Source organism: Streptomyces sp. CB09001, from assembly GCF_003369795.1.
Taxonomy (GTDB): domain Bacteria; phylum Actinomycetota; class Actinomycetes; order Streptomycetales; family Streptomycetaceae; genus Streptomyces.
Window position 1 is genome coordinate 1,420,970 of record NZ_CP026730.1, and the last position, 20,570, is coordinate 1,441,539.

20 protein-coding genes and 1 pseudogene are annotated in these 20,570 nt (G+C 72.2%); 9 read left to right on the forward strand and 12 right to left on the reverse strand.

Annotation, left to right across the window (positions count from 1 at the left end):
• Positions 1-79: 79 nt before the first annotated feature.
• From C4J65_RS06680 to C4J65_RS06690, 3 genes are all read right to left on the reverse strand, one after another.
• Positions 80-658, reverse strand: a complete 579-nt coding sequence (locus C4J65_RS06680; protein WP_115741560.1) for a TerD family protein — start codon at positions 656-658, stop codon at positions 80-82.
• Between the two features lie 141 nt (positions 659-799).
• Complete coding sequence (uvrB, locus tag C4J65_RS06685; protein WP_115741561.1) at positions 800-2,938, reverse strand: excinuclease ABC subunit UvrB; 2,139 nt, start codon at positions 2,936-2,938, stop codon at positions 800-802.
• A 40-nt stretch (positions 2,939-2,978) separates the two neighbouring features.
• Positions 2,979-3,857, reverse strand: coding sequence for an MHYT domain-containing protein (locus C4J65_RS06690; RefSeq protein WP_115741562.1), 879 nt, complete (start codon positions 3,855-3,857; stop codon positions 2,979-2,981).
• Between the two features lie 291 nt (positions 3,858-4,148).
• On the opposite strand from C4J65_RS06690, the gene C4J65_RS06695 reads away from it, so the two are divergent.
• Together C4J65_RS06695 and C4J65_RS06700 are read left to right on the forward strand one after the other, a co-directional pair.
• Complete coding sequence (locus C4J65_RS06695) at positions 4,149-5,018, forward strand: glycerophosphodiester phosphodiesterase family protein (RefSeq protein WP_115741563.1); 870 nt, start codon at positions 4,149-4,151, stop codon at positions 5,016-5,018.
• 37 nt (positions 5,019-5,055) lie between these two features.
• A complete protein-coding gene (locus C4J65_RS06700) occupies positions 5,056-5,610 on the forward strand; it encodes a methylated-DNA--[protein]-cysteine S-methyltransferase (RefSeq protein ID WP_115741564.1) in 555 nt (184 codons plus the stop codon).
• Positions 5,611-5,634: 24 nt separating this feature from the next.
• Here C4J65_RS06700 and C4J65_RS06705 read toward each other — a convergent pair whose 3' ends face one another.
• Positions 5,635-6,078, reverse strand: a complete 444-nt coding sequence (locus C4J65_RS06705; protein WP_115741565.1) for a VOC family protein — start codon at positions 6,076-6,078, stop codon at positions 5,635-5,637.
• Positions 6,079-6,209: 131 nt separating this feature from the next.
• Between C4J65_RS06705 and C4J65_RS06710 the strand changes: the two genes are divergently transcribed.
• Together C4J65_RS06710 and C4J65_RS06715 are read left to right on the forward strand one after the other, a co-directional pair.
• The gene (locus C4J65_RS06710; protein ID WP_115741566.1) at positions 6,210-7,115 is read left to right on the forward strand and encodes a pseudouridine-5'-phosphate glycosidase; all 906 of its coding nucleotides are present in this window, start codon (positions 6,210-6,212) and stop codon (positions 7,113-7,115) included.
• The gene (locus C4J65_RS06715; RefSeq protein ID WP_115741567.1) at positions 7,112-8,047 is read left to right on the forward strand and encodes a PfkB family carbohydrate kinase; all 936 of its coding nucleotides are present in this window, start codon (positions 7,112-7,114) and stop codon (positions 8,045-8,047) included. The genes C4J65_RS06710 and C4J65_RS06715 overlap by 4 nt, the downstream gene beginning before the upstream one ends.
• Positions 8,048-8,060: 13 nt before the next feature.
• Here the strand turns inward: C4J65_RS06715 and C4J65_RS06720 are convergent, their stop codons facing one another.
• Positions 8,061-8,855 (reverse strand): methyltransferase domain-containing protein, encoded by a 795-nt coding sequence (locus C4J65_RS06720; RefSeq protein ID WP_115741568.1) that lies wholly within the window; start codon positions 8,853-8,855, stop codon positions 8,061-8,063.
• A gap of 243 nt (positions 8,856-9,098) precedes the next feature.
• On the opposite strand from C4J65_RS06720, the gene C4J65_RS06725 reads away from it, so the two are divergent.
• A complete protein-coding gene (locus C4J65_RS06725) occupies positions 9,099-10,226 on the forward strand; it encodes a magnesium and cobalt transport protein CorA (RefSeq protein ID WP_115741569.1) in 1,128 nt (375 codons plus the stop codon).
• 61 nt (positions 10,227-10,287) lie between these two features.
• Here C4J65_RS06725 and C4J65_RS06730 read toward each other — a convergent pair whose 3' ends face one another.
• Positions 10,288-10,920, reverse strand: a complete 633-nt coding sequence (locus C4J65_RS06730; protein WP_115741570.1) for a uridine kinase — start codon at positions 10,918-10,920, stop codon at positions 10,288-10,290.
• A 214-nt stretch (positions 10,921-11,134) separates the two neighbouring features.
• On the opposite strand from C4J65_RS06730, the pseudogene C4J65_RS06735 reads away from it, so the two are divergent.
• Together C4J65_RS06735 and C4J65_RS06740 are read left to right on the forward strand one after the other, a co-directional pair.
• Positions 11,135-11,613 (forward strand): annotated as a pseudogene (locus C4J65_RS06735) (anthrone oxygenase family protein).
• A gap of 129 nt (positions 11,614-11,742) precedes the next feature.
• On the forward strand, positions 11,743-13,233 hold the full coding sequence (locus tag C4J65_RS06740) for a glutamate synthase subunit beta (RefSeq protein ID WP_115741571.1): 1,491 nt from the start codon (positions 11,743-11,745) through the stop codon (positions 13,231-13,233).
• Between the two features lie 165 nt (positions 13,234-13,398).
• Here the strand turns inward: C4J65_RS06740 and C4J65_RS06745 are convergent, their stop codons facing one another.
• Positions 13,399-13,674 (reverse strand): DUF397 domain-containing protein, encoded by a 276-nt coding sequence (locus C4J65_RS06745; RefSeq protein ID WP_115741572.1) that lies wholly within the window; start codon positions 13,672-13,674, stop codon positions 13,399-13,401.
• On the reverse strand, positions 13,675-14,535 hold the full coding sequence (locus tag C4J65_RS06750) for a helix-turn-helix transcriptional regulator (RefSeq protein WP_003976840.1): 861 nt from the start codon (positions 14,533-14,535) through the stop codon (positions 13,675-13,677).
• 293 nt (positions 14,536-14,828) lie between these two features.
• On the opposite strand from C4J65_RS06750, the gene C4J65_RS06755 reads away from it, so the two are divergent.
• Both C4J65_RS06755 and C4J65_RS06760 read left to right on the forward strand, forming a co-directional pair.
• Positions 14,829-15,551 (forward strand): ATP-binding protein, encoded by a 723-nt coding sequence (locus C4J65_RS06755; protein ID WP_240330380.1) that lies wholly within the window; start codon positions 14,829-14,831, stop codon positions 15,549-15,551.
• Entirely contained in the window at positions 15,548-15,982 is a 435-nt protein-coding gene (locus tag C4J65_RS06760; protein ID WP_115741574.1) for a hypothetical protein, read from the forward strand. The genes C4J65_RS06755 and C4J65_RS06760 overlap by 4 nt, the downstream gene beginning before the upstream one ends.
• 18 nt (positions 15,983-16,000) lie before the next feature.
• Here C4J65_RS06760 and C4J65_RS06765 read toward each other — a convergent pair whose 3' ends face one another.
• From C4J65_RS06765 to C4J65_RS06780, 4 genes are all read right to left on the reverse strand, one after another.
• The gene (locus tag C4J65_RS06765) at positions 16,001-16,186 is read right to left on the reverse strand and encodes a hypothetical protein (protein ID WP_115741575.1); all 186 of its coding nucleotides are present in this window, start codon (positions 16,184-16,186) and stop codon (positions 16,001-16,003) included.
• 155 nt (positions 16,187-16,341) lie between these two features.
• Positions 16,342-17,031: a DUF899 domain-containing protein gene (locus C4J65_RS06770; RefSeq protein ID WP_115741576.1), complete on the reverse strand. Its 690-nt coding sequence runs from the start codon at positions 17,029-17,031 to the stop codon at positions 16,342-16,344.
• A 174-nt stretch (positions 17,032-17,205) separates the two neighbouring features.
• On the reverse strand, positions 17,206-18,594 hold the full coding sequence (locus C4J65_RS06775; RefSeq protein ID WP_115741577.1) for an amidohydrolase: 1,389 nt from the start codon (positions 18,592-18,594) through the stop codon (positions 17,206-17,208).
• The gene (locus C4J65_RS06780; protein ID WP_115741578.1) at positions 18,594-20,450 is read right to left on the reverse strand and encodes an FUSC family protein; all 1,857 of its coding nucleotides are present in this window, start codon (positions 20,448-20,450) and stop codon (positions 18,594-18,596) included. The genes C4J65_RS06775 and C4J65_RS06780 overlap by 1 nt, the downstream gene beginning before the upstream one ends.
• Positions 20,451-20,570 lie beyond the last annotated feature (120 nt).

Below are 20,570 nucleotides of genomic sequence, written 5' to 3' on the forward strand. Positions count from 1 at the left end.
CATTCGTCTGTCACCCGCGAAACGTCATGCGGGTCTGGCCGGTCCCGCAAGGGGGACCGGCCGGTTCGTGTCGGGCTCCCTAGAGGACCGGCAGGATCGCCGGCATCAGGTCCTGGAAGGTGCGGCCGTTGGCCGGGGTGCCGATGGCGGTCATCGCCCAGCCCTGGCCCACGCGGTTCACCTTGGCCATGATCTGGGCCGTGTAGGCCCCGCCGCCGGCCAGCGTGTAGCGGGCGAGTTCCTGGCCGTTGGTCTCGTCGACCAGGCGGCAGAAGGCGTTCTGCACTTCCTGGAAGGTCTGGCCGGTGAAGGAGTTCACCGTGAAGACGATCTGGTCGATGTGGACCGGAACGCGCTGCAGGTCGACGAGGATCGCCTCGTCGTCGCCGCCCTGGCCGACACCGCCGACGAGGTTGTCCCCGGTGTGGCGCACCGAGCCGTCGTCGCTCACCAGGTGGCGGAAGAAGACGACGTCGACCGGCTGCTTGTCCGCGAAGAGGACCGCGGAGGCGTCCAGGTCGATCTCCCGGGTGCGCGAGCCGAACAGGCCGCGCCGGGGAGCCGCCTGCCAGCCGAGACCCATCCGCACCGACGTCAGGCTGCCGCCGTCGCTCTTCTGCAGACTGATGGCCTGACCCTTGGTCATGTTGACGGTCACGCGCTGATCCCCTCTCGAACTGTCCCCTGTTGCCGCGGTCTCCGCGGTTGACCAGAACCCTACGCAGGGGCACTGACAGCGCCCCACCCCGGTCCGCGCTTTGTGTCGGTCTTGCAACACAGCGCGTGCCCGGACGGGCCGTCAGGCCAGGCCCGCCTCCCGCATCTGGCGCAGTTCCTTCTTCATTTCGGAGACCTCGTCGCGCAGCCGGGCCGCGATCTCGAACTGGAGGTCGGCCGCGGCCGCCCGCATCCGGGTGGTGAGGTCCTCGATCTGCTCGGCCAGCTCCGCCGCGGGACGGTCGGTCACCGCCGTCTCCTTGGCCCTGCCCCTGGCTGCCTTGGTTCCGCCCGCCGCCTGACCGCCCAGCGCGGGCACGGGAGCCTTGGCGCCCTTGCCCTCCTTCAGCTGGCGGTAGCCCGAGCCGAGGAGCTGTTCGGTGTCGACGTCCTCGCGGGCGATCTGCGCCACGATGTCGTTGATCTTCTTGCGGAGGGGCTGCGGATCGACGCCGTTCGCCTTGTTGAACGCGACCTGCTTCTCGCGGCGGCGGTTGGTCTCGTCGATGGCCTTCTCCATCGCCGGCGTGATCTTGTCCGCGTACATGTGAACCTGGCCGGAGACATTGCGCGCCGCGCGGCCGATGGTCTGGATGAGGGAGGTGCCGGAGCGCAGGAAGCCCTCCTTGTCGGCGTCGAGGATCGCCACCAGGGACACCTCGGGCAGGTCGAGGCCCTCGCGGAGCAGGTTGATGCCGACCAGGACGTCGTACTCGCCGGCGCGCAGCTCGCGCAGCAGCTCGACCCGGCGCAGCGTGTCGACGTCGCTGTGGAGGTAGCGGACCTGGATGCCGAGCTCGACGAAGTAGTCGGTGAGGTCCTCGGCCATCTTCTTGGTGAGGGTGGTGACCAGGACGCGTTCGTCCTTCTCGGTACGCCGGCGGATCTCGTGCACCAGGTCGTCGATCTGGCCCTCGGTGGGCTTGACGACGACCTCCGGGTCGACCAGGCCGGTGGGGCGGATGATCTGCTCCACGGCGCCGTCCGAACGGGAGAGCTCGTAGGCCCCCGGGGTCGCCGACAGATAGACGGTCTGACCGACGCGCTCCTGGAACTCCTCCCACTTCAGCGGGCGGTTGTCGAGGGCGGAGGGCAGCCGGAAGCCGTGGTCGACCAGGGTCCGCTTGCGGGAGGCGTCGCCCTCGTACATGGCGCCGATCTGCGGCACGGTGACGTGCGACTCGTCGATGACGAGCAGGAAGTCGTCCGGGAAGTAGTCGAGCAGCGTGTTCGGCGGGGAGCCGGGTGAGCGGCCGTCGAAGTGCATCGAGTAGTTCTCCACACCGGAGCAGGAGCCGATCTGGCGGAGCATCTCGATGTCGTACGTGGTGCGCATGCGCAGCCGCTGGGCCTCCAGGAGCTTGCCCTGCTTCTCCAGCTCGGTCAGGCGCTCGACCAGCTCCTTCTCGATGTCGTTGACCGCCCGCTCCAGGCGCTCGGGCCCGGCGACGTAGTGGGAGGCCGGGAAGACGTACAGCTGCTGGTCGTCGCTGATGATCTCGCCGGTGACCGGGTGGAGCGTGGACAGGGCCTCGATCTCGTCGCCGAACATCTCGATGCGGACGGCCAGCTCCTCGTAGACCGGGAAGATCTCGATGGTGTCGCCGCGCACCCGGAAGGTGCCGCGGGCGAAGGCCACGTCGTTGCGCGTGTACTGGATGTCGACGAAGCGGCGCAGCAGCTCGTCCCGGTCGTGCTCCTCCCCGACCCGCAGCGGGACCATGCGGTCCACGTACTCCTGCGGGGTGCCGAGGCCGTAGATGCAGGACACGGAGGCGACCACGATGACGTCACGGCGGGTGAGCAGCGAGTTGGTGGCGGAGTGGCGCAGGCGCTCCACCTCCTCGTTGATCGAGGAGTCCTTCTCGATGTAGGTGTCCGACTGGGGGACGTACGCCTCGGGCTGGTAGTAGTCGTAGTACGAGACGAAGTACTCGACGGCGTTGTTGGGCAGCAGCTCGCGGAACTCGTTGGCCAGCTGGGCGGCCAGGGTCTTGTTCGGCGCCATCACCAGGGTGGGGCGCTGGAGCTTCTCGATCATCCACGCGGTGGTGGCGGACTTTCCGGTGCCGGTCGCGCCGAGCAGGACGACGTCCTTCTCGCCCGCCTGGACGCGCCGGTCCAGCTCGGCGATGGCCGTGGGCTGGTCGCCGCTCGGCTGGTAGGGACTGACGACCTCGAAGGGCGCCACCGTGCGTTCGATCTGGGAAACGGGCCGCATGGGTTCCACCGTACGACCCCGCACTGACAACCGGTCCCGGTCAGCGGTTCTGCGGGGTGCGGGAGCGCCGGTGGACGAGGGGACGGCGGGTGCGGCGCGCGGGGTGGTGCGCCGGGTGGCGGATGGTGCGCGGGACCTCGCTGTGGGCGGGGATGCCCGGCTTCCGCTCGGCGGGGACTACGGTGGGCCTTCCCATCACCATCAGCGGGTCGAACATAACGACGACGCCGGCGAGGAGGAGGAAGGCGAGGGGGCCGATCAGCATGGGGGCGAGCAGTTCGGCGGGCGATCCGCCGACGGAGGGCTCGGCCGTGCCGCTGAGGTGGACCTCGACCGCGGCCATTCCCGTGTAGTGCATGCCGGTGACGGCCAGTCCCATGATCAGGGCCGCGCCCACACTCCACAGGAAGCCCCGGACCTGTCCGGCCGCCCACAGGGCGGCGGTGGCGGCGGCCATGGCTATGACGACGGACACGGCGACGGTGAACGTGTTGTACGTCAGCTGTCCGTCCAGGTGCATACCGGCCATTCCCAGGTAGTGCATGGAGGCGATGCCCAGGCCGGTGATGGTGCCGCCGGTGAACAGGGCGGTCCCGCGGGCGCCCCGGTAGCCGACGATGAAGATCCCGACACCCACCATGACGATGGCGACGGCCAGGCTGGCGAAGGTCATCAGCCAGTCGTAGCGGATCGGGGTGTGCTCGATCGTGAAACCCATCATCGCGACGAAGTGCATGGTCCAGATGCCGGAGCCGATCGCCGCCGAGCCGAGGGCGAGCCAGCCGGGGCGCCAGGAACGGCTGACCAGTACGGCCCTGGCGGTGCAGCGCAGACCCAGGGCGCCGCCGAGGCAGGCCATGAGATAGGCCACCAGCGGTGTGACGAGTCCGTAGCTGAATCCGTGGACCGTGCTGTGCATGTGCGGCTGCCCTTCCGCCTTCGTACGCCCCGGTGGTGTCCCGGATTCTCCTGATGTGCGCCCCCTCCCAGGACCGCGCGAACGATTCAGGGTCGGGGCAGAGAGTATGGCGTCCACCGGAATGGTCGAACGATTCTCCGGCAAAGAATCACGGTCTCGCCCCAGTTGTGCCGCCCCCGTGAGCGTAGTTGAGCAACTCCATTCAGTCTGTGGCCACTCCGCACCCCCCTTTCGTTGACTCTCTGATGTCACAGTGGTGCTGTCCGTGATCGTTCGACGCGAGGAGTACGCATGCACGTGCGCGCAGTAGCCGTCACGACCACCGCCCTTCTTGGAGTCGCCCTCACGGCTCCGCTCTCGCACGCGCGGGCGGACGAGGCGGGGGACGAGGGGCCCACGGTCGTGGCCCACCGGGGTGCTTCCGGGTACGCGCCGGAGAACACGCTGGCCGCCGTGGACCGGGCGGCCGAGCTCGGCATCCGCTGGGTGGAGAACGACGTCCAGCGCACCCGGGACGGCGAACTGGTCGTCCTCCACGACGAGAGCCTGGCCCGGACGACCGACGTGGAGGAGGTCTTCCCCGACCGCTCGCCCTGGAAGGTGAAGGACTTCACCGCCGCCGAGATCGCGCGGCTGGACGCGGGGAGCTGGTTCGGGTCCGAGTACGCGGGCGCGCGCGTGCCGACGCTGGAGCAGTACGTGCACCGCGTGGAGCACAACCACCAGAAGCTGCTGCTGGAGCTGAAGAGCCCGGGGCTGTACCCGGGCATCGAACGGCAGACCCTCAAGGTCCTCGCCAACGAGGGCTGGCTCGACCGGCGGCACGTGGCGGGGCGGCTGGTCGTGCAGAGCTTCGACGCCGACAGCATCCGGACGGTCCACGACCTCAAGCCCGCCGTCAAGACCGGGTTCCTCGGCACCCCGGCCGTCTCGGAGCTGCCGGCGTACGCGGAGTTCGCCGACCAGATCAACCCGTCGTACGGCTCCCTCTCCATGAGCTACGTGTCCGCGGTCCACGCGTTCACCGGGCCGCACGGCAGGCCGCTGGAGGTCCTCACCTGGACGGTGAACGACGCGGACACCGCGCGCCGGGTCGCCGGGTACGACGTCGACGGCATCATCACCAACAAGCCCGACGTGGTGCGGGACGCCGTGGACTGACCCGGGCGTTGTCAGTGGCGGGCCGTACGGTGGGCGCATGGACAGCCACGGGCAGTACGAGCAGCAGGTCGGGTGGACCGTCGTCGGCACCGACATAGGTCCGCTGCTGCTGGCCGCCACCCACGACGGTCTCGTCAACGTCGTGTTCCACGCCACCGACGCCACGCGCGGCCGGGCACTCGAAAGGCTCGCGGCCCGGCTGGGCACGGAGCCGGTCGAGGCGCCCGGCTCCCCGCTGCTGGCCGAGGCGATACGCCAGGTCGAGGCGTACTTCGCGGGCCGGAGGCGCGACTTCGAGCTGCCGTTGGACTGGTCGCTGATCTCGGGCTTCAACCGTCAGGTGCTGCGCGAGCTGGCGTCCGGCGTCCCCTACGGCTCGGTCGTCGGTTACGGCGACCTGGCCGGCCGGGTGGGCCAGCCAGGTGCCGCTCAGGCGGTGGGCATGGCCATGGGGGCCAATCCGCTGCCGGTCGTCGTGCCGTGCCACCGGGTCGTGGAGAGCGACGGCGGCATCGGCGGGTTCGGCGGTGGCGTGGACACCAAGCGGCGGCTGCTCGCGCTGGAGGGTGTGCTGCCCGAGCCGCTGTTCTGAGGGGCGGACAGCGGCCGGGCGGGGCTACTCGTAGTGCCGGGCCTCGATGATGTTGCCGTCCGGGTCGCCGAAGTAGAAGCTTCGCCTGGCCATGCCGCGGGCGCCGTAGGAGTCGTACGAGAGGTCCGAGACCGGGACGGACTGCTCCTCCAGGCGGGTGCGCAGGGCGTCGAAGTCGTGCGGGGACAGGGACACGCAGATGTGGTTGACGGGATGCCCGGCACTGGTGTCGGCGCCGGGGAGCATACGCATGCGGTCCGCCATGGCGTGCGGCGCGAGATCGAGGATGGTCTCGTCGTTGAGGCGCACGGAGGGGAAGCTCACGGTCCCCGCCGCGTACTCGGTGATCCGCAGGGGCTCGAGGCCCAGGTTCTTCTCGTAGAAGCCGGCCGCGGCGACCGGGTCGCGCACCCAGAGGACGATGTGGTCGAGACGTGTCGTCATGTCCGTCATGGCTCCCAGGTTCATGGTCGGCTCCGGGGGCCGCAAGGGGCCCGTTCCGGCGCCGTCGGGGTTTGACCCGGTCCCGCGCCCGCCAGGGATGAGGGAGACCGGAGCTGAGGCTGAGGGAGAACCGTCGGACAGGAGGCAGGCGCGTGATGCTGGTGGTGTCGGAAGAGGTACGGGAGGCGATTGACGCGCGTCGCCCCGTGGTGGCCCTGGAGTCCACGATCATCGCGCACGGCTTGCCCCGCCCGCGCAATCTGCTGGTGGCGCGGGAGCTGGAGGAGGCGGTGCGCCGGGAGGGCGCGGTACCGGCGACGATCGCCGTGCTGGACGGCCGGCCGCATGTCGGCCTGGACAAGGAGCAGCTGGAGCAGGTCGCCAACGAGGACGGCATCCGCAAATTGGGACACCGGGACCTGCCGCTCGCGGTGGCCTCCGGTGCGAGCGGGGCGACCACCGTCTCGGCGACCGCCCTGCTGGCGGACCTCGCGGGCGTACGGGTGTTCGCCACCGGCGGGCTGGGCGGCGTCCACCGGGAGTGGACGGTGACGCAGGACGAGTCGGCCGACCTGGGTCTGCTGGCCCGCACCCGGATCACGGTGGTCTGCGCGGGCGTGAAGTCCATTCTGGACGTACCGGCGACCCTGCAGCGGCTGGAGACGCTGGGGGTCGCGGTGGCCGGTTACGGGACGGACCGCTTCCCCGGCTTCTACCTGTCCGACTCGGGACATCCGGTGGACTGGAGGCTGGACGACCCGGGACAGGTGGCGGCGGTCATGCGGGCGCAGGACGCGCTGGACGGACCGCGGTCCGCGCTCGTGGTCGCCAACCCCGTTCCCGAGGAGGAGCAGCTCGATCCCGTGCTCCACGCGCGCGTGCTCGCCGACGCGCTGCACGCCTGCGAGGCGGAGGGGGTGTCGGGCCAGGCGGTCACGCCGTTCCTCCTCGAACGCCTGGTGCGGCTCACCGACGGCGCCTCGCTGAGCGCCAACCTGGCGGCGGTGCGGGGGAACGTGCGGCTGGCGGCCCGGATCGCGGCGGCCTGGACCGCGGCATGAGCCTCGCCCCGGGCGGTGCGCTGCTGGTCGTCGGGGACGTCGTCACCGACATCGTCGCCCGGCACCGGGGGCCGCTGGCCGCCGGCACGGACACCGTCGCCGCGGTCCGGCGGCTGCCCGGCGGGGCGGGTGCCAACGTGGCCTGCTGGGCCGCGCACGAGGGGTGCGAGGACGTGCGGCTGCTGGGCCGGGTGGGCACCGACGCGTCCGCGTGGCACGAACGGGAGCTGACGGCCTGCGGGGTGCGTCCGCTCCTCGTCGTGGACTCGGTGGCGCCCACGGGGACGGTGATCTGCCTGGTCGACACCGCCGACTCGGCCGAGCGGACGTTCCTCACGGACAGCGGGGCGGCGTTGCGGATCGGGCCGGGCGACTGGTCGGACACGCTGCTCGAAGGCGTGGGCCGGCTGCACCTCTCGGGCTACCTCCTCTTCTCGGAGCCGGGCAGGGCCCTGGTGTCGGTCGCTCTGGCGGCGGCCGGTACGCATGGGGTGCCGGTGAGTCTGGACCCGGCGTCGGCCGGGTTCCTCACCGCGCTGGGCGTCGACCGTTTCCTCGGCCTGGTCGAGGGCGTGGACGTGCTGCTGCCCAGCCGTGACGAGGCGTGTCTGCTCACCGGCCTGCCCGACGCGGCGGACGCGGCGGCGAAGCTCAGCCGGCACGTTCCGCTGGTGATCGTCAAGCAGGGGGCGGAGGGGGCCCTGGTGGCGCGGTCCGGCACCGTGGGCGCGCGGGTCGCCGCGGTCACGGCGGTACCGCGGGACAGCACGGGCGCCGGCGACGCCTTCACCGGCGCGTTCCTCGCCGCGCTGCTCGCGGGCGCGGCGGCCGAGGAGGCCACGGCCGCCGGGTGCCGGGCGGGCGCACGGGCGGTCGAACGGGTGGGCGGGAGACCGCCACGAGCGGCCGGCCGGGGGCCGGGCGACGGTTAGCGGGGCTCAGGGGTCACCCCTTGCGTCCCCACGCCGAGATCATCGGCGCCGTTGCGAGGTCCATACCGCCGGACGCGACGTTCGCGAGGTGGCGGTCGATGTCGTCGTGGGTGGCCACTTGGGCGGCGACCAGCTGGTCGCGGATCTGTCGTACCGTCGCGGACTCCAGCGCGGCGCACGCGGGTGAGGTGACCGGGAAGTAGGCGTCGGCCTCCACTCGGCGCAGTCCCGCCTCCCGGAGCAGCCGGGGCAGTCGGCGGCCGTAGGAGAGGTCGGCGCCGCGACGGGACAGCAGTTGGCGGAAGCCGTGCCGGAGCCGGTTCGCCAGCTCCTGCTCGGGTCCGTGCTCGTCGGGGCAGAGCAGGGGCTGGAGTGCCGGATCGGCGTCCTCGACCAGGAGGCGGCCACCGGGACGCAAGGCCTTGATCATCGACCGCAACGCCCTGTCCCGGTCGGGCACATGGACGAGGACGAGGCGTGCGTGGACCAGGTCGAAGCCGTCCCCGGGCGGTTCCTCCGCCCCCACGTCGTGCACGCGCACCTCGACCGGCGGCCGGCCGGCCGGGGCGACCCGCGAGGTGTCGATGTCCGTCGCGAGGACCCTGCCGGTCGGTCCCACCCGCTTGGCCAGCCACGACGCCACGGAGGTGCCTCCGGCTCCGACCTCCCAGCAGCGCCAGCCGGGGCCGACGCCGAGTGCCTCCAGGTGCCGGAACGTCGTGGGGTCGAAGAGCGTGGCGAAGGCGTCGAAGCGCTCCGCCGCCTCGGACTGCCCGTTGTCGAGGAGGTATCCGTCGGTTCGCGTCATGCTGCGATCATCCCAGTTGTCCCGCTTGCCCGAAGTGGGCGACGCTCCGGCACGCGGGCCCCCTCCGCGACGGCCGGGTCGGCTCGGGACGAGGCGTGCGGGCCCGAACGGTCCGTCCACAGGCGGGAACAAAGCGGAATTCCCCGTTTCCACAGGCGCGTTCGCCGTGCCCGCCGGCCTGGCAAACTGGCCTGCCAAGGCGCGGGAAGCACAGCGCGAGGGGACCCACGCGGGGAGATTCGAATGACCATGGCGGGCAATTTGCGGAAGGTCACGGGGCTGGGCAGGGTCGGCGGCCTGCGGAAGGTGGCACGGCTGGCCCGCCGGCGGCCGCGGGTGGACCTGAGCCACCCCGCCCGCTCCCCGCTGGGTTCCTCGGTGGTGAACTGCGTGACCTACCGGGACGGTGTCCGCATGCCCGAGGCCGGCGATCCGGTCGACGTCGTGGCGCGGATGCGCAGGCGCGGGGAGGGTTTCGTCTGGCTCGGCCTGCACGAGCCGACGGACCAGGAGTTCGAGGGTGTCGCGGAGCTCTTCGAGCTGCATCCGCTGGCGGTCGAGGACGCGATCGAGGCCCACCAGAGGCCCAAGGTGGAGCGGTACGGAGAGACGCTCTTCGCCGTGTTCAAGACGGTCTGCTACGTGGAGCACGAGGAGCTGACGGCCACCAGCGAGGTGGTGAGCACCGGCGAGATCATGGTGTTCGCCGGGCAGGACTTCGTGATCACCGTGCGGCACGGGAGGCACGGCTCGCTGGGACCGCTGCGGGAGGGACTGGAGTCCGATCCGGCCCAGCTCGCCAAGGGTCCGTCGGCGGTACTGCACGCGATCGCGGACCATGTGGTGGACGACTTCCTGAGCGTCATCGAGTCGGTCCAGGGGGACATCGACCGCGTCGAGACCGAGGTGTTCGCGGAGAACGGTGCCCGGGCCGACCCGGGTCGCATCTACCAGCTCAAGCGTGAACTCCTGGAGCTGCGGCGGGCCGTGGTGCCGCTCGGCCGGCCGCTGGAGGAGCTGGCCACCCGGCCGTTCCGCGTTGTCGAGCCGGAGATACAGGCCTACTTCCGCGACGTCGCCGACCACCTGCTGCGGGCCACCGAGCAGATCGCGGCGTTCGACGAACTCCTCAACTCCATCCTCCAGGCGCACCTGGCCCGCGTGACGGTCGCGCAGAACGAGGACATGCGGAAGATCACGGCCTGGGCCGCCATCGTCGCGGTGCCCACGATGATCTGCGGCGTGTACGGCATGAACTTCGACCACATGCCGGAACTGGGCTGGCGGTACGGCTACGGCCTGGTCCTCGGCGTGATAGCCGTCGGCTGCCTGGCGCTGCACCGGGGTTTCCGGCGCAACGGCTGGCTCTGAGGGGCCGGCCCGCACCGGGCCGGCCCGCACCGGGTCAGCCGCACCGGGTCAGCCGCTCCGGTCAGCCGCTCCAGGCGGGATGCCGTGGATCGTCGGCGCGCACGAGGACGTCCGCGGTGCCCGAGGGGTCGGTCTCCTCGTCGTAGCGATCGAAGGCGGGCAGGGTCCACTGCTCGGTCTCGGGGGTGCGGCGACGCAGGGCGCCCGGGGTGAGGACGAGATGGACGCTCAGATCGAGGGGGAACCAGTGACGGAGCAGAAAGGGCCCGTGGAGCAGCAGCGCACCGCCGGGAGGGAGTTGGGCGTAGGGGCTGCGGGTGGCTCGGTCGGTGACCGGGTCCCACAGGTCGGGCAGGACCCGCCCGTCGCCGCCGGGACCGAGGGGGTCGAAGACCTCACGCCACAGAGCACCGGTGTCGTACCAGCCGTTGTAGTAGGACTCGACGTCCTGGTGCCCGTACTCCAGGCGGAGCGAGGCGGGGCGCAGGAAGCCCGGCGTTCCGACGACGAGGGACGGGCGTCCGCGCACGCGCAACGCCTCACTGACCCGTTCGGCGAGGTCGCCGGGACGGGCGGCGGGGGCGCCGTCGAGGGCGACGCGCGTCCAGGCACTGCCGTCGGTGGGCTCCAGGTCGAGCAGTCGCTCGGCGAGCCGGTCGCCGAGCCGGTCCCAGGTGATCGCTTCCAGTCGCACCCGCCCATGATGCGTCAGCTGCCGCGTCGGTCGACACGACGGTTGCCGCGCCGGACGGCGCCTCGCCCTGCTGGACGCTCGCGCATGGGGCCGCGGCGCTCGGCCATGGTCACCGTGCCGGTGCGGAGGTTGACTTGGGGGGACCGACGGGCGGTGACGCCGCGAGGGCGTGCACCGGACCGACAGCCGTTCGACGAGTGGGAGTTGACGCGACATGGGCGAGGGGCCGTACTTCGTACTGACGGTGCTGGGCGTGCTCGGGACCGGTGTGACCGCTGGTGTCTTCTGTGCGTTCTCCACCTTCGTCATGCGGGGGCTCGCCGCACTGCCGCCCGCCCAGGGGGTCGCCGCGATGAACGCGATCAACACGGCCGCCGTACGGCCGGCCTTCATGTCGGTGTTCCTCGGGACGGCGGTGCTGGCCGCGGTGATCGCCGTGGCCACGCTGGTGCTGTGGCCGGAGGAGGCGGCGGTGGAGCTGCTGCTGGGCAGCGGGCTCTACCTGGTCGGATCGTTCGGGGTGACCGCGCGGCCAACGTGCCGCGCAACGCCGCGCTGCTCCGGCTGGAGCCGGGCTCCACGGAGGCGGCCGAGCGCTGGCCGGCCTACGTGCGCGAGTGGACCGCCTGGAACCACGTGCGTGCGGTTGCCTCGGCCGCCGCGGCGGTGGCGTACGTGCTGGCCCTCGCCTGAGTCGGGACGCCGTGGGCGAGGAGCCGTCCGGCGGCGCTCTGCGCGCGGGGCGGACCGGTCGTATCGTGGAGCGGGAGAGTGCCGCCCCACGGCGCACGGCCAGCCACCGCGCAGGCAAGGAAGACGGCCATGGCCGATCCCAAGGGTTTCCTGACGACACCCCGCGAGGAGTGGCCCCGCAGGCCGGCCGGGGAGCGGGTCCGGGACTGGGACGAGGTGTACGTCCCGGGAGCGCTGCTGCCGATCGTCGGCCGGCAGGCCGACCGGTGCATGGACTGCGGCGTCCCCTTCTGCCACGAGGCCTGTCCCCTGGGCAACCTGATCCCGGAGTGGAACGACCTGGTCTCCCGGTCGGACTGGCGGGCGGCGAGCGAGCGGCTGCACGCCACGAACAACTTCCCGGAGTTCACCGGCCGGTTGTGCCCGGCGCCGTGCGAGGCGGGCTGTGTGCTCGCGATCAACCAGCCCGCCGTCACCATCAAGAACGTCGAGTGCGCGATCGGGGACATGGCCTGGGAGGAGGGCTTCGTGCCGCCCCGGCCGCCGGAGCGGCTGTCCGGCAGGACGGTGGCGGTGATCGGCTCGGGACCCACGGGTCTCGCGGCGGCGCAGCAGTTGACCCGGGCCGGGCACACGGTCGCGGTGTACGAGCGGGACGACCGGATCGGGGGGCTGCTGCGGTACGGGATCCCCGAGTTCAAGATGGAGAAGCGGCACCTGGAGCGGCGCGTCGGCCAGATGCGGGCGGAGGGCACGAGGTTCCGTACCTCGACGGCGGTCGGACGGGACGTGGACGCCGCCGGGCTGCGGGCTCGCTACGACGCGGTGGTGATCGCCACCGGGGCGACGGCGTGGCGCGAGCTGACCGTGCCGGGCCGGGAACTGGCGGGGGTGCATCAGGCGATGGAGTACCTGCCGCTGGCCAACCGGGTGTGCGAGGGCGACCTCGAGTCCTCCCCGCTGTCCGCCGCCGGGCGGCATGTCGTCATCGTCGGTGGTGGCGACACGGGCGCGGACTGTCTCGGTACGGCGGTGCGGGAGCGGGCCGCGTCCGTGACGCAGCTGGACATCTACGCGCAGCCGGGTGCGGAGCGCGACGAGCAGGCCGAGCCCTGGCCCACCTATCCGCGCCTGTACCGGCTGTCGGCGGCGCACGAGGAGGCACGCGACCTGGGGTCGGCGCCGGCGGCGGACGCGGACGCGCGGCTGTTCGCGGCGTCCACGCTCCGCTTCACCGGCGACGAGCGGGGGCATGTGCGTGCGCTGCATCTGGTCGGGGTGGACGCCGGTCGCCGTCCACTGCCCGGCAGCGAGCGGTCGCTCCCCGCCGACCTGGTCCTCCTCGCCCTGGGCTTCTCGGGGCCCGACCGGCGGGACGGGCTCGTCGACGGACTGGGACTGGACATGGAGCCCCGTGGCACGATCGCCCGGGACCGGGACTTCGCGACCAATGTTCCGGGGGTGTTCGCCGCCGGGGACGCGGCACGCGGGCAGTCACTGGTCGTCTGGGCGATCGCGGAGGGGCGTTCGGTCGCGGCGGCCGTCGACCGGCACCTGTCGGGTGGCGGCACCCGGCTGCCGGCCCCGGTCGGTCCGGACGACCGGCCGATGACGGCCTGACCGGGGTGCGGTCGCCATGGGCGACCGGATCCCGGACGTCGGTCTGGAGGTACTCCGTCCTCTCCGCCGGGATACCGGTCGTACATCCGCGCGGGGCGCGATCGGATCGGTGGTCAACTCAGTGCCAAACAGCTTAAGAACAAACAATCAAAGGGGGTGCACGTTTCAGGACAGAAGGAAGTCCGCCTCTCCAGCCTTCGCTCCCTCGATGAAGGCTGTCATCTCGGCCGAGGTGTAGATGAGCGCCGGCCCGTCCGGGTCGGTGGACTGCCGCACCGCGATCCGGCCGTCGGCGAGCTTCATGGCCTCCAGGCAGTTGCCTCCGTTGCCTCCGCTCCACGGCTTGTGCCAGCCCTCGCTGCCCAGTTCGCGGGCGGGCATGCCGTTGTAGATCCGCTCGGCGCGGTTGAGTGGCGAGCGCTGGGGCTTGATGCGATTCATTCACAGCTCCTTGCGGAGATCCCGGAGGATCTCCTTCGTGCGATGTGCCGTGGCGGCCTGCGCCGCCATGCGGTCCATGACCTCGAGGTGGGTCGCCACCTCGGCGCGCGCGTCGAGATAGACGGCGCCGGTCAGGTACTCGCTGTAGACCATGTCCGGCAGTTCCGGCATGGCGAATCGGAACAGCACGAAGGGCCCGTACGTGCCGGGGTGCGGCCCGCTCGAGAACGGAGCGATCTGCAGCGTCACGTTGGGCAGCTTCGTGGCCTCGAGCAGCCGGTCGATCTGGGCGCGCATCACCTCGGGCCCCCCGACGGGGCGGCGCAGCGCGGTTTCGTCCATCACGACCCACAGCCGGGGTGCGTCCTTACGGGTGAGCAGTTCCTGGCGTTGCATGCGCAGGTCGACGTGGCGCTCGATGTCGTCGGGCCGGGTCTGCCCGATGGCGCCCGAGCGCAGCACGCCGCGCGCGTAGTCCTCGGTCTGCAGCACCCCGGGGACGAAGTGGGGCTCGTAGGCACGGATCAGGGAGGCCGCGCCCTCCAGGCTGACGTACAGCGAGAACCAGCCGGGGAGGATGTCGTGGAAGCGCTGCCACCACCCCGGTTTGTTGGCGTCCTCGGCCAGCTGGACGAAGGCGTCGGCCTCCTCGTCGCCGACGCCGTAGGCCTTCAGCAGGAGCTGGAGGTACGGGATCTTGAGCGCGACCTCGGCCATCTCCATGCGCCGGACCGTGGCGGGGGCGACGCGCAGGATGCGGGCGGCTTCCTCACGCTTGAGACCGGCACGTTCCCGCAGGTCCAGCAGGCGCCGGCCGAGTACGACCTGGCCGACCGTCGGCGCGGACCGCGGCTCGCTCACCGCCCACCTCCTGAAGAGTCCCGAAAAGAGTCCTTGCGTCCCAGAGTTCCTGCGTCCCTGTTTCCTTGTACGCACAGCCTTGGCGAGGCCCGGCGTGTCCTGGTGCGGACAGCCCGGCGGCGCCATTCGAAGATCTGTTCGAAAACCTGGCGGGGTCTTCGACGACCTGAAGTGGCGCCGCTCGACGTGCTGTTGCGAGCAGTGTGCCACGGCCGTCCAGAACGTCACACAGCACTCTGCATTTTTCAGAGTGACACTTGCCAAGTGTTCACGGCGGGGCGATAGTGGCAAGCGTGATTCCGTCCGCGCCCTTAGGAACAGACGCCGCCGCGGGCTCCCTGGGCCTCGGTGCCGCCATGGGAGCCGGCTCCTCGGGGGCCGCCGCCGCCGAGCGCCGGTTCCGTTTTGAGCTGGCCGCTCATCCGGGTTCTCCCTCACAGGCCAGACGCCTGACACGGGCCCGGCTGAGCGGCTGGGCGGTGTGCGAGGACACCTGCGACACCGCGGCCCTGGTGGTCTCCGAGCTGGTGACCAACGCGATCGTGCACACGGCGAGCAGACACATAGTGTGCGAGCTGCACGACGCCGACGACCTGGTCCGCATAGCCGTGCGCGACGAGGGCTGCGCTCCGGGCCAGCCCCACCCCTCGGCCGATCAGCAGCCCGAGGACGAGCACGGCAGGGGCCTGATCCTCGTCGACGCCCTGTGCGAGGCCTGGGGCGCCCACGAGCACGGACCCGGACTGCTGGTCTGGGCGGAGCTGCCCCGCAAGGCCGACGAGCCGCGCGACCTCTCGGAGCCCCACAACGACCTGGGCTGGGGCGCCCGGCCGAAGCCCGCCCCCACGGATGACACGGGGGACGAGGGCGAGGCCGAGTCCCGCCGCCGGGAAGTCGGCCGGTCGTACGAGGCCCGGGGGACCACAGAGGCCCGGGGGACCACAGAGGTCCGGGGGACCACAGAGAGCCGCAAGGGCCGGGAGACACTCCGCGGAACGGGGACCGAATGGCTATGAGGGCTGCGTCCGGCGTCCGACCGCTCGGTCTGGACACGATGGTCCGCCTCCAGCGCGGGCGGCACACCGCCGGAACACCTCGGAGACTGCCCGTGCCGGAGGGTATGACGGCACCGCTGGGCTGCGACGCGGTGGCGGTGCCCGCACGCCTCGGCCAGCAGGTGCTGCCCCGGCTGCCGCGCGTGGGGTGCGTCTACGCCGACGAGACGCACTGGTGGTGGATCGTTCCGTCCGACTCCGACTACGCGCTGGAGTGGCCGGCCCCCGCGCGTTACGCCACCGGTGCGGTCGTACCGGGCTCCACGAGCCTGCCCGCCCTCATCCACCGCTCGGACGGCACGGTTCCCTACACGCCGCCGATCCCGCTCTACCTGGCCCTGTGCCGGCTGACGAGCACGACACCCACCTGGTCGCGGACGGTGAGCGCGTAGGAGCCGGGCGGCACCGCGTCAGGCCGCCGCATCGCCCGCGGTGTCGCCACCGCGCAGGACGACCAGGAACATGTCCGTGGCGAGGTCCATCACGACCTCGGCGGGCATGCCTTCCAGACGCCGCGCCTGTGCGAACTCCTCCGCCGGCCAGGATCCCCGCGGTCCGCCGGCGGGAAAGCGCTCGAGCACCGTTCGCCCGTTCACTCCGCACCTCCATGTAGCGCTGTACTCGTAGAGTTAAACGCCAACCATGGAGCGGACGCCTCCCGTGGTGATGGGACTGAGACATGGTTGACACCCGTTCACCGCAAAGTGTGAGCGGCGCCTCAGCCGTCCGGCCGTCTTCGCCACCGAGCGTGTCAGTCCTCGTACTCGTCGTGATAGCGCACTGTCCCACCGCCCGCGGGCGCACCGAAAGCCGACGCGCGCCCCTCCGGTTTCTCCCACGGCTCCCGCCGGCCGAGCGCGGTCAGGTCGAGCAGGCTGGTGGTGGATCCGAGCCCGTCGAGGCCACGCTCGTACGTCGAGTAGGTGTGGAAGACCCGCTCGCGGTCCCGCAGGAAGCAGCTGACGCCGGGTCGCTCGACCAGCTCGCCCTCGTGCTCCAGGGTCGCCTCGAAGTCGGTGTTGAAGTCGCTGACGTGGGACGAGTACCAGGGCAGTGTCCAGCCCATCCGCGCCTTGAACGGCAGGATCCTCGGATACGGCGCCCGGGAGACGGCCGCGAACGACGTGCCGCGGGCCCTGAGGTGCGCGAGGTGGCCGATCTGGTCCAGGAACGCCGAGCAGCTGCGACAGCCGGCGTCCCACTCGGGCGCGAACATGAAGTGGTGGACGACGAGCTGCTCCCGGCCCTCGAAGAGGTCGAGCAGGGTGGCCTTGCCGTCGCCGCCCTCGAACACGTACTCCTTGTCGACCTCCACCATGGGCAGCCCGCGCCGCTCGGCGTTGAGGGCGTCACGCGCGCGGGTGGCCGCCTTCTCCTTGGCCAGTAGGGCCTCGCGCGCCGCGCGCCAGTCGGCGCGGGTGACGATCTCGGGCAGCGACATGCTCCAGCCTCCTGTACGACGTGCGTCGTGCGTCGTGCGTCGTGTTCCGGGACGACGGCCGACGGTCCGAAGCGGTCGGGCCGTCCGGGTGGTGACCGAAGGGCGGAGCGGAACTCATCGCTGCCCGGCAAGATTCTTTTCAGCAGGTCGCTGAACAGTCTCTGAACAGGCCTTTCAGGTGTCGTACTGCTGGATGCGCCGGCCGTGCCCGCGGTCGGTCAGGGCGGGCAGCCGCTCCCCCAGCTCGCGGACCACCTCGGGCACGTCCAGGGTGAGCAGTTCGCGGTCCCGCATGAGGACGCGTCCGTCGACGATCGTCGTGCGCACGTCGGCGGAGCGCGCGCTGTGCACCAGGGTGGCGGCGAGGTCGTGCACCGGCTGGGTGTGCGGTCCGGTGAGGTCGACGAGGATCAGGTCCGCCCGCCGCCCGGGTGCGATGCGGCCCACGGCATCCCCGAGCCCGACCGCGTGGGCGCTCTGCACGGTGGCGTGGTGGAGGGCCTGGCGGGAGGTCAGCCAACGCGGGTCGCCCTCGGTGGACTTCTGGATCAGGGAGGTGAGCGCCATCGACTCCCACACGTCGAGGGAGTTGTTGGACGCGGCACCGTCCGTGGCCAGCCCCACGGGGACGCCGATGTCACGCAGCGCGCGCACCGGTGTGGTGCCGGGCCAGCCGAACTTGAGGTAGCCGCGGGGCGCGGTCGCCACCGCCGTACGGCCGCCCGCGCGCGCGAGGAGCGGCAGGTCGTCCTCGGTGATGCCGGTGCCGTGGGCGATGAGCACGTCGGTGTCGAGGACGCCGGTGCGTTCCAGGACCCCGATGGGGGTGACCCCGTGCCGGGCCAGGCTCGTGTCGGTCTGGTCGCGGTTCTCGGCGGCGTGCAGGTGCACGGGCAGGCCGTGCTCCCGCGCGAGTTCCGCGGTGGTGGTCAGGTCGGCGTCGGTAACCGTGTAGGGGGCGTGCGGGGCGAGGGTGGTGGTGATCCGGCCGTCGGCGGAGTCGCGGCGGCGCAGCGCGAACTCCAGCGACGCCTCCCGTCCGTCCGGCCCCTGCGAGGAGAAGTACGCCTGCCCCAACTGCGCCCGCATCCCGCACTGGTCGACGACCGCGGCCACCATGTCCATGTGGAAGTAGCTGTCCGCGAAGGTCGTGACCCCCGCGCGGATCATCTCGGCGCAGGCCAGCCGGGCGCCCAGGATCACGTCCCGCACCGTGAGGTTGGACTCGACGGGCCAGACGACGTCGTTGAACCACTCCTCGGTGGGCAGGTCCTCGGCGAGTCCGCGCAGCGCGACCATGGGCGCGTGCGTGTGGCAGTTGATCAGCCCGGGGAGGGCGACCTGACCGTGTGCGTCGATGCGATCGGCGGCGGGCACGGCGGCCCCTGCCGCGGCGGTCGTCACGGACTCGACGACCCCGTCGCGGACGACCACGGCCGCGTCCTGCTCGAAGTCGATCCGTTCCTGCTCGTCGTGCACGAGGACGGTGCAGCCGGTGATGACGAGATCGGCAGGCCCGGCGCACTCGGCAGGCCCGGCGGACTCGGGTGAAGAAGGCGTCATCACGCCAACGTACGGTGCCGTCCCACGCGCCCGTGCCGCTCGGCGAGTTCGTCCCGCAGCGCGGCGAGCCGTTCGGTGTGACGGGGTGTGAGCCGACCGGTGTCGTCGAGGTGCACGGCGCACGCGGTGGTGGTGTCGACGAGCCGTTCGAGGACCGCCGCGACCTCGTCGGTGCCCTCGGAGTGCCGGGCGAGGGCGGGCAGTTCGGCGGCGGCACGGGCGATCGCGGCACGGGCCTCGGCGAGCGTGCGGTAGGCCTCCCGGCGCAGCGTCCACCGGGTGGCGCGGTCGTCGGACTCGCTCATTACGTGCGTGAGGTAGGCGTGCGCGGCGGCGTCGGCGGCGTCGAGGCCCGCCCGGATGCCGGCACCCCGCTGCCCCGGCATCGGCAGGTGCCCGGCCACCAGGACGATCGCGCAGGCCAGCAGCGTCTCCCCGATGCGGCCCGCGGAGGCCTGCGGTTCGCCGCCGACCATGACCAGGGCGAGGACGAGAACGGTGACGACGGTGGTCTGGGCGGCGAAGTGCCGCGCGGCGATTGGCACCAGGGCACCGCAGACGGCGACCAGCGCGACCAGCCCCTCCGGCCGGGGCAGCACGGCCGCGAACCCGGCGAGCAGCAGCGCCCCGAGCACCGTCCCGGCCGCCCGGCACAGCACCCGGGACACGAGCGGGCCGAGGTCGGGCTTGACGAGGAAGACGACGGTGGCCGGCAGCCAGTACCAGTGCTGGTGGGAGCCGTACCAGTGCCCGTGGTGCAGCGCCTGGGCGACGGCGGCCCCGGCACCGAAGCACAGCCCGACCCGCAGCCCGTACTCCCGCCCGCCCGCGCCGAGCACCGCCTGCGCGGCCGAGCGGGGCGATCGCCTCCGGACGTGCAGGTCGGGCCCCCTGCCGCGGTCGAAGGCCTGCGCCGCGTGCAGCAGGGCGTCGTCCAGAGCCCGCAGGGCGGGATCGGTCCGGCCGGGGGCGGGCAGCGGCCCGGCCCGGGTGTTGCCGCGGACGGCCGCCGCGAGCCGCCGGGGGCCTTCGCCGGTCCGCGCGGGCACCGTCTGCTCCGCCCACGCGAGCGCGGTCGCGGCCTCGCCGAGGGGCAGCGCGGCGGCGTACTGGGCGTGCAGCCGGCGTTCGGCCGCGGTGGAGGCCCGGCGCCGCAGCCGGGGTCCGGCGAGCGCGTCCTGCGCCTGGTCGAGGGCGGCGGTGAGCGCGGCCCTGCGGGTCACGGCCTGCTCGGTGCCGACCGCGTCGAGCAGCGCGGCGACGGCCTCGTAGACGTCGGCGACGGCCGCCCGCTCCCCGTCGAAGCGGAAGTCGAGACGGAGGTCGCCGGCGAGGGAGGCGGGCGTGGGCAGGGCCAGTCGCAGCAGGAGCAGCCATCCGGCGCCGGCGAGGAAGGCGAGCACACGCTGCCACCCGGGGTCGGGCAGCGGCATCCCCGCGCCCACGGCCGCGGTGACCAGCAGCTGCGTCCCCGTCCCGGACGCCACGGGCCCGACGGCACTGACGCTTCCGGCGACCAGTCCGAGCCCGGTCAGCACCAGGGTCAGCGCCACGGGCCCGAGGTGCTGCCCGGCGTACGTCCCGACGAGCAGCCCGAGCGCCCCCGCGAGCGCGGGTACGCCGATCCGCCGCACAGAGGTACGGCGGCTGCCCGGCCGGTCGTTGATGCCGGCCAGCATGGCGGCGATCGCGGCGACGACCCCGAGGGAGGCCCGCTCGGCGACCAGGGCGGCGGTCAGCAGCGGCCCGCCGGCCAGCGCGCCCCGGACCACCGCGTTCCAGGGCACGGGGCCGCGCTGGGCGTTCAGGGCGTGGCCGAGCCAGGGCGGGAGCGCGTGGGCGGCGGTGCGGGACACGGGGTGCCGGGCTCCTGTCGTGCGGGCGAGGCGGTGGTGAGCCTTCGGGCGACGGTGGCCGGGCTGGGCGGTGCGCTGACAAGCGTACGACGGGTTTTCGAAGGCGCGGAAACGGCCCTG

Excerpts from the sequence above, each read along its gene's own strand:
- C4J65_RS06710 (WP_115741566.1), top strand. The coding sequence starts at position 6,210 with ATGCTGGTGGTGTCGGAAGAGGTACGGGAGGCGATTGACGCGCGTCGC.
- C4J65_RS06705 (WP_115741565.1), bottom strand. The coding sequence starts at position 6,078 with ATGAACCTGGGAGCCATGACGGACATGACGACACGTCTCGACCACATC.
- C4J65_RS06770 (WP_115741576.1), bottom strand. The coding sequence starts at position 17,031 with ATGTCGCTGCCCGAGATCGTCACCCGCGCCGACTGGCGCGCGGCGCGC.
- C4J65_RS06715 (WP_115741567.1), top strand. The coding sequence starts at position 7,112 with ATGAGCCTCGCCCCGGGCGGTGCGCTGCTGGTCGTCGGGGACGTCGTC.
- C4J65_RS06695 (WP_115741563.1), top strand. The coding sequence starts at position 4,149 with ATGCACGTGCGCGCAGTAGCCGTCACGACCACCGCCCTTCTTGGAGTC.
- C4J65_RS06775 (WP_115741577.1), bottom strand. The coding sequence starts at position 18,594 with ATGACGCCTTCTTCACCCGAGTCCGCCGGGCCTGCCGAGTGCGCCGGG.
- uvrB (WP_115741561.1), bottom strand. The coding sequence starts at position 2,938 with ATGCGGCCCGTTTCCCAGATCGAACGCACGGTGGCGCCCTTCGAGGTC.
- C4J65_RS06760 (WP_115741574.1), top strand. The coding sequence starts at position 15,548 with ATGAGGGCTGCGTCCGGCGTCCGACCGCTCGGTCTGGACACGATGGTC.
- C4J65_RS06740 (WP_115741571.1), top strand. The coding sequence starts at position 11,743 with ATGGCCGATCCCAAGGGTTTCCTGACGACACCCCGCGAGGAGTGGCCC.
- C4J65_RS06690 (WP_115741562.1), bottom strand. The coding sequence starts at position 3,857 with ATGCACAGCACGGTCCACGGATTCAGCTACGGACTCGTCACACCGCTG.
- C4J65_RS06745 (WP_115741572.1), bottom strand. The coding sequence starts at position 13,674 with ATGAATCGCATCAAGCCCCAGCGCTCGCCACTCAACCGCGCCGAGCGG.
- C4J65_RS06700 (WP_115741564.1), top strand. The coding sequence starts at position 5,056 with ATGGACAGCCACGGGCAGTACGAGCAGCAGGTCGGGTGGACCGTCGTC.
- C4J65_RS06720 (WP_115741568.1), bottom strand. The coding sequence starts at position 8,855 with ATGACGCGAACCGACGGATACCTCCTCGACAACGGGCAGTCCGAGGCG.
- C4J65_RS06725 (WP_115741569.1), top strand. The coding sequence starts at position 9,099 with ATGACCATGGCGGGCAATTTGCGGAAGGTCACGGGGCTGGGCAGGGTC.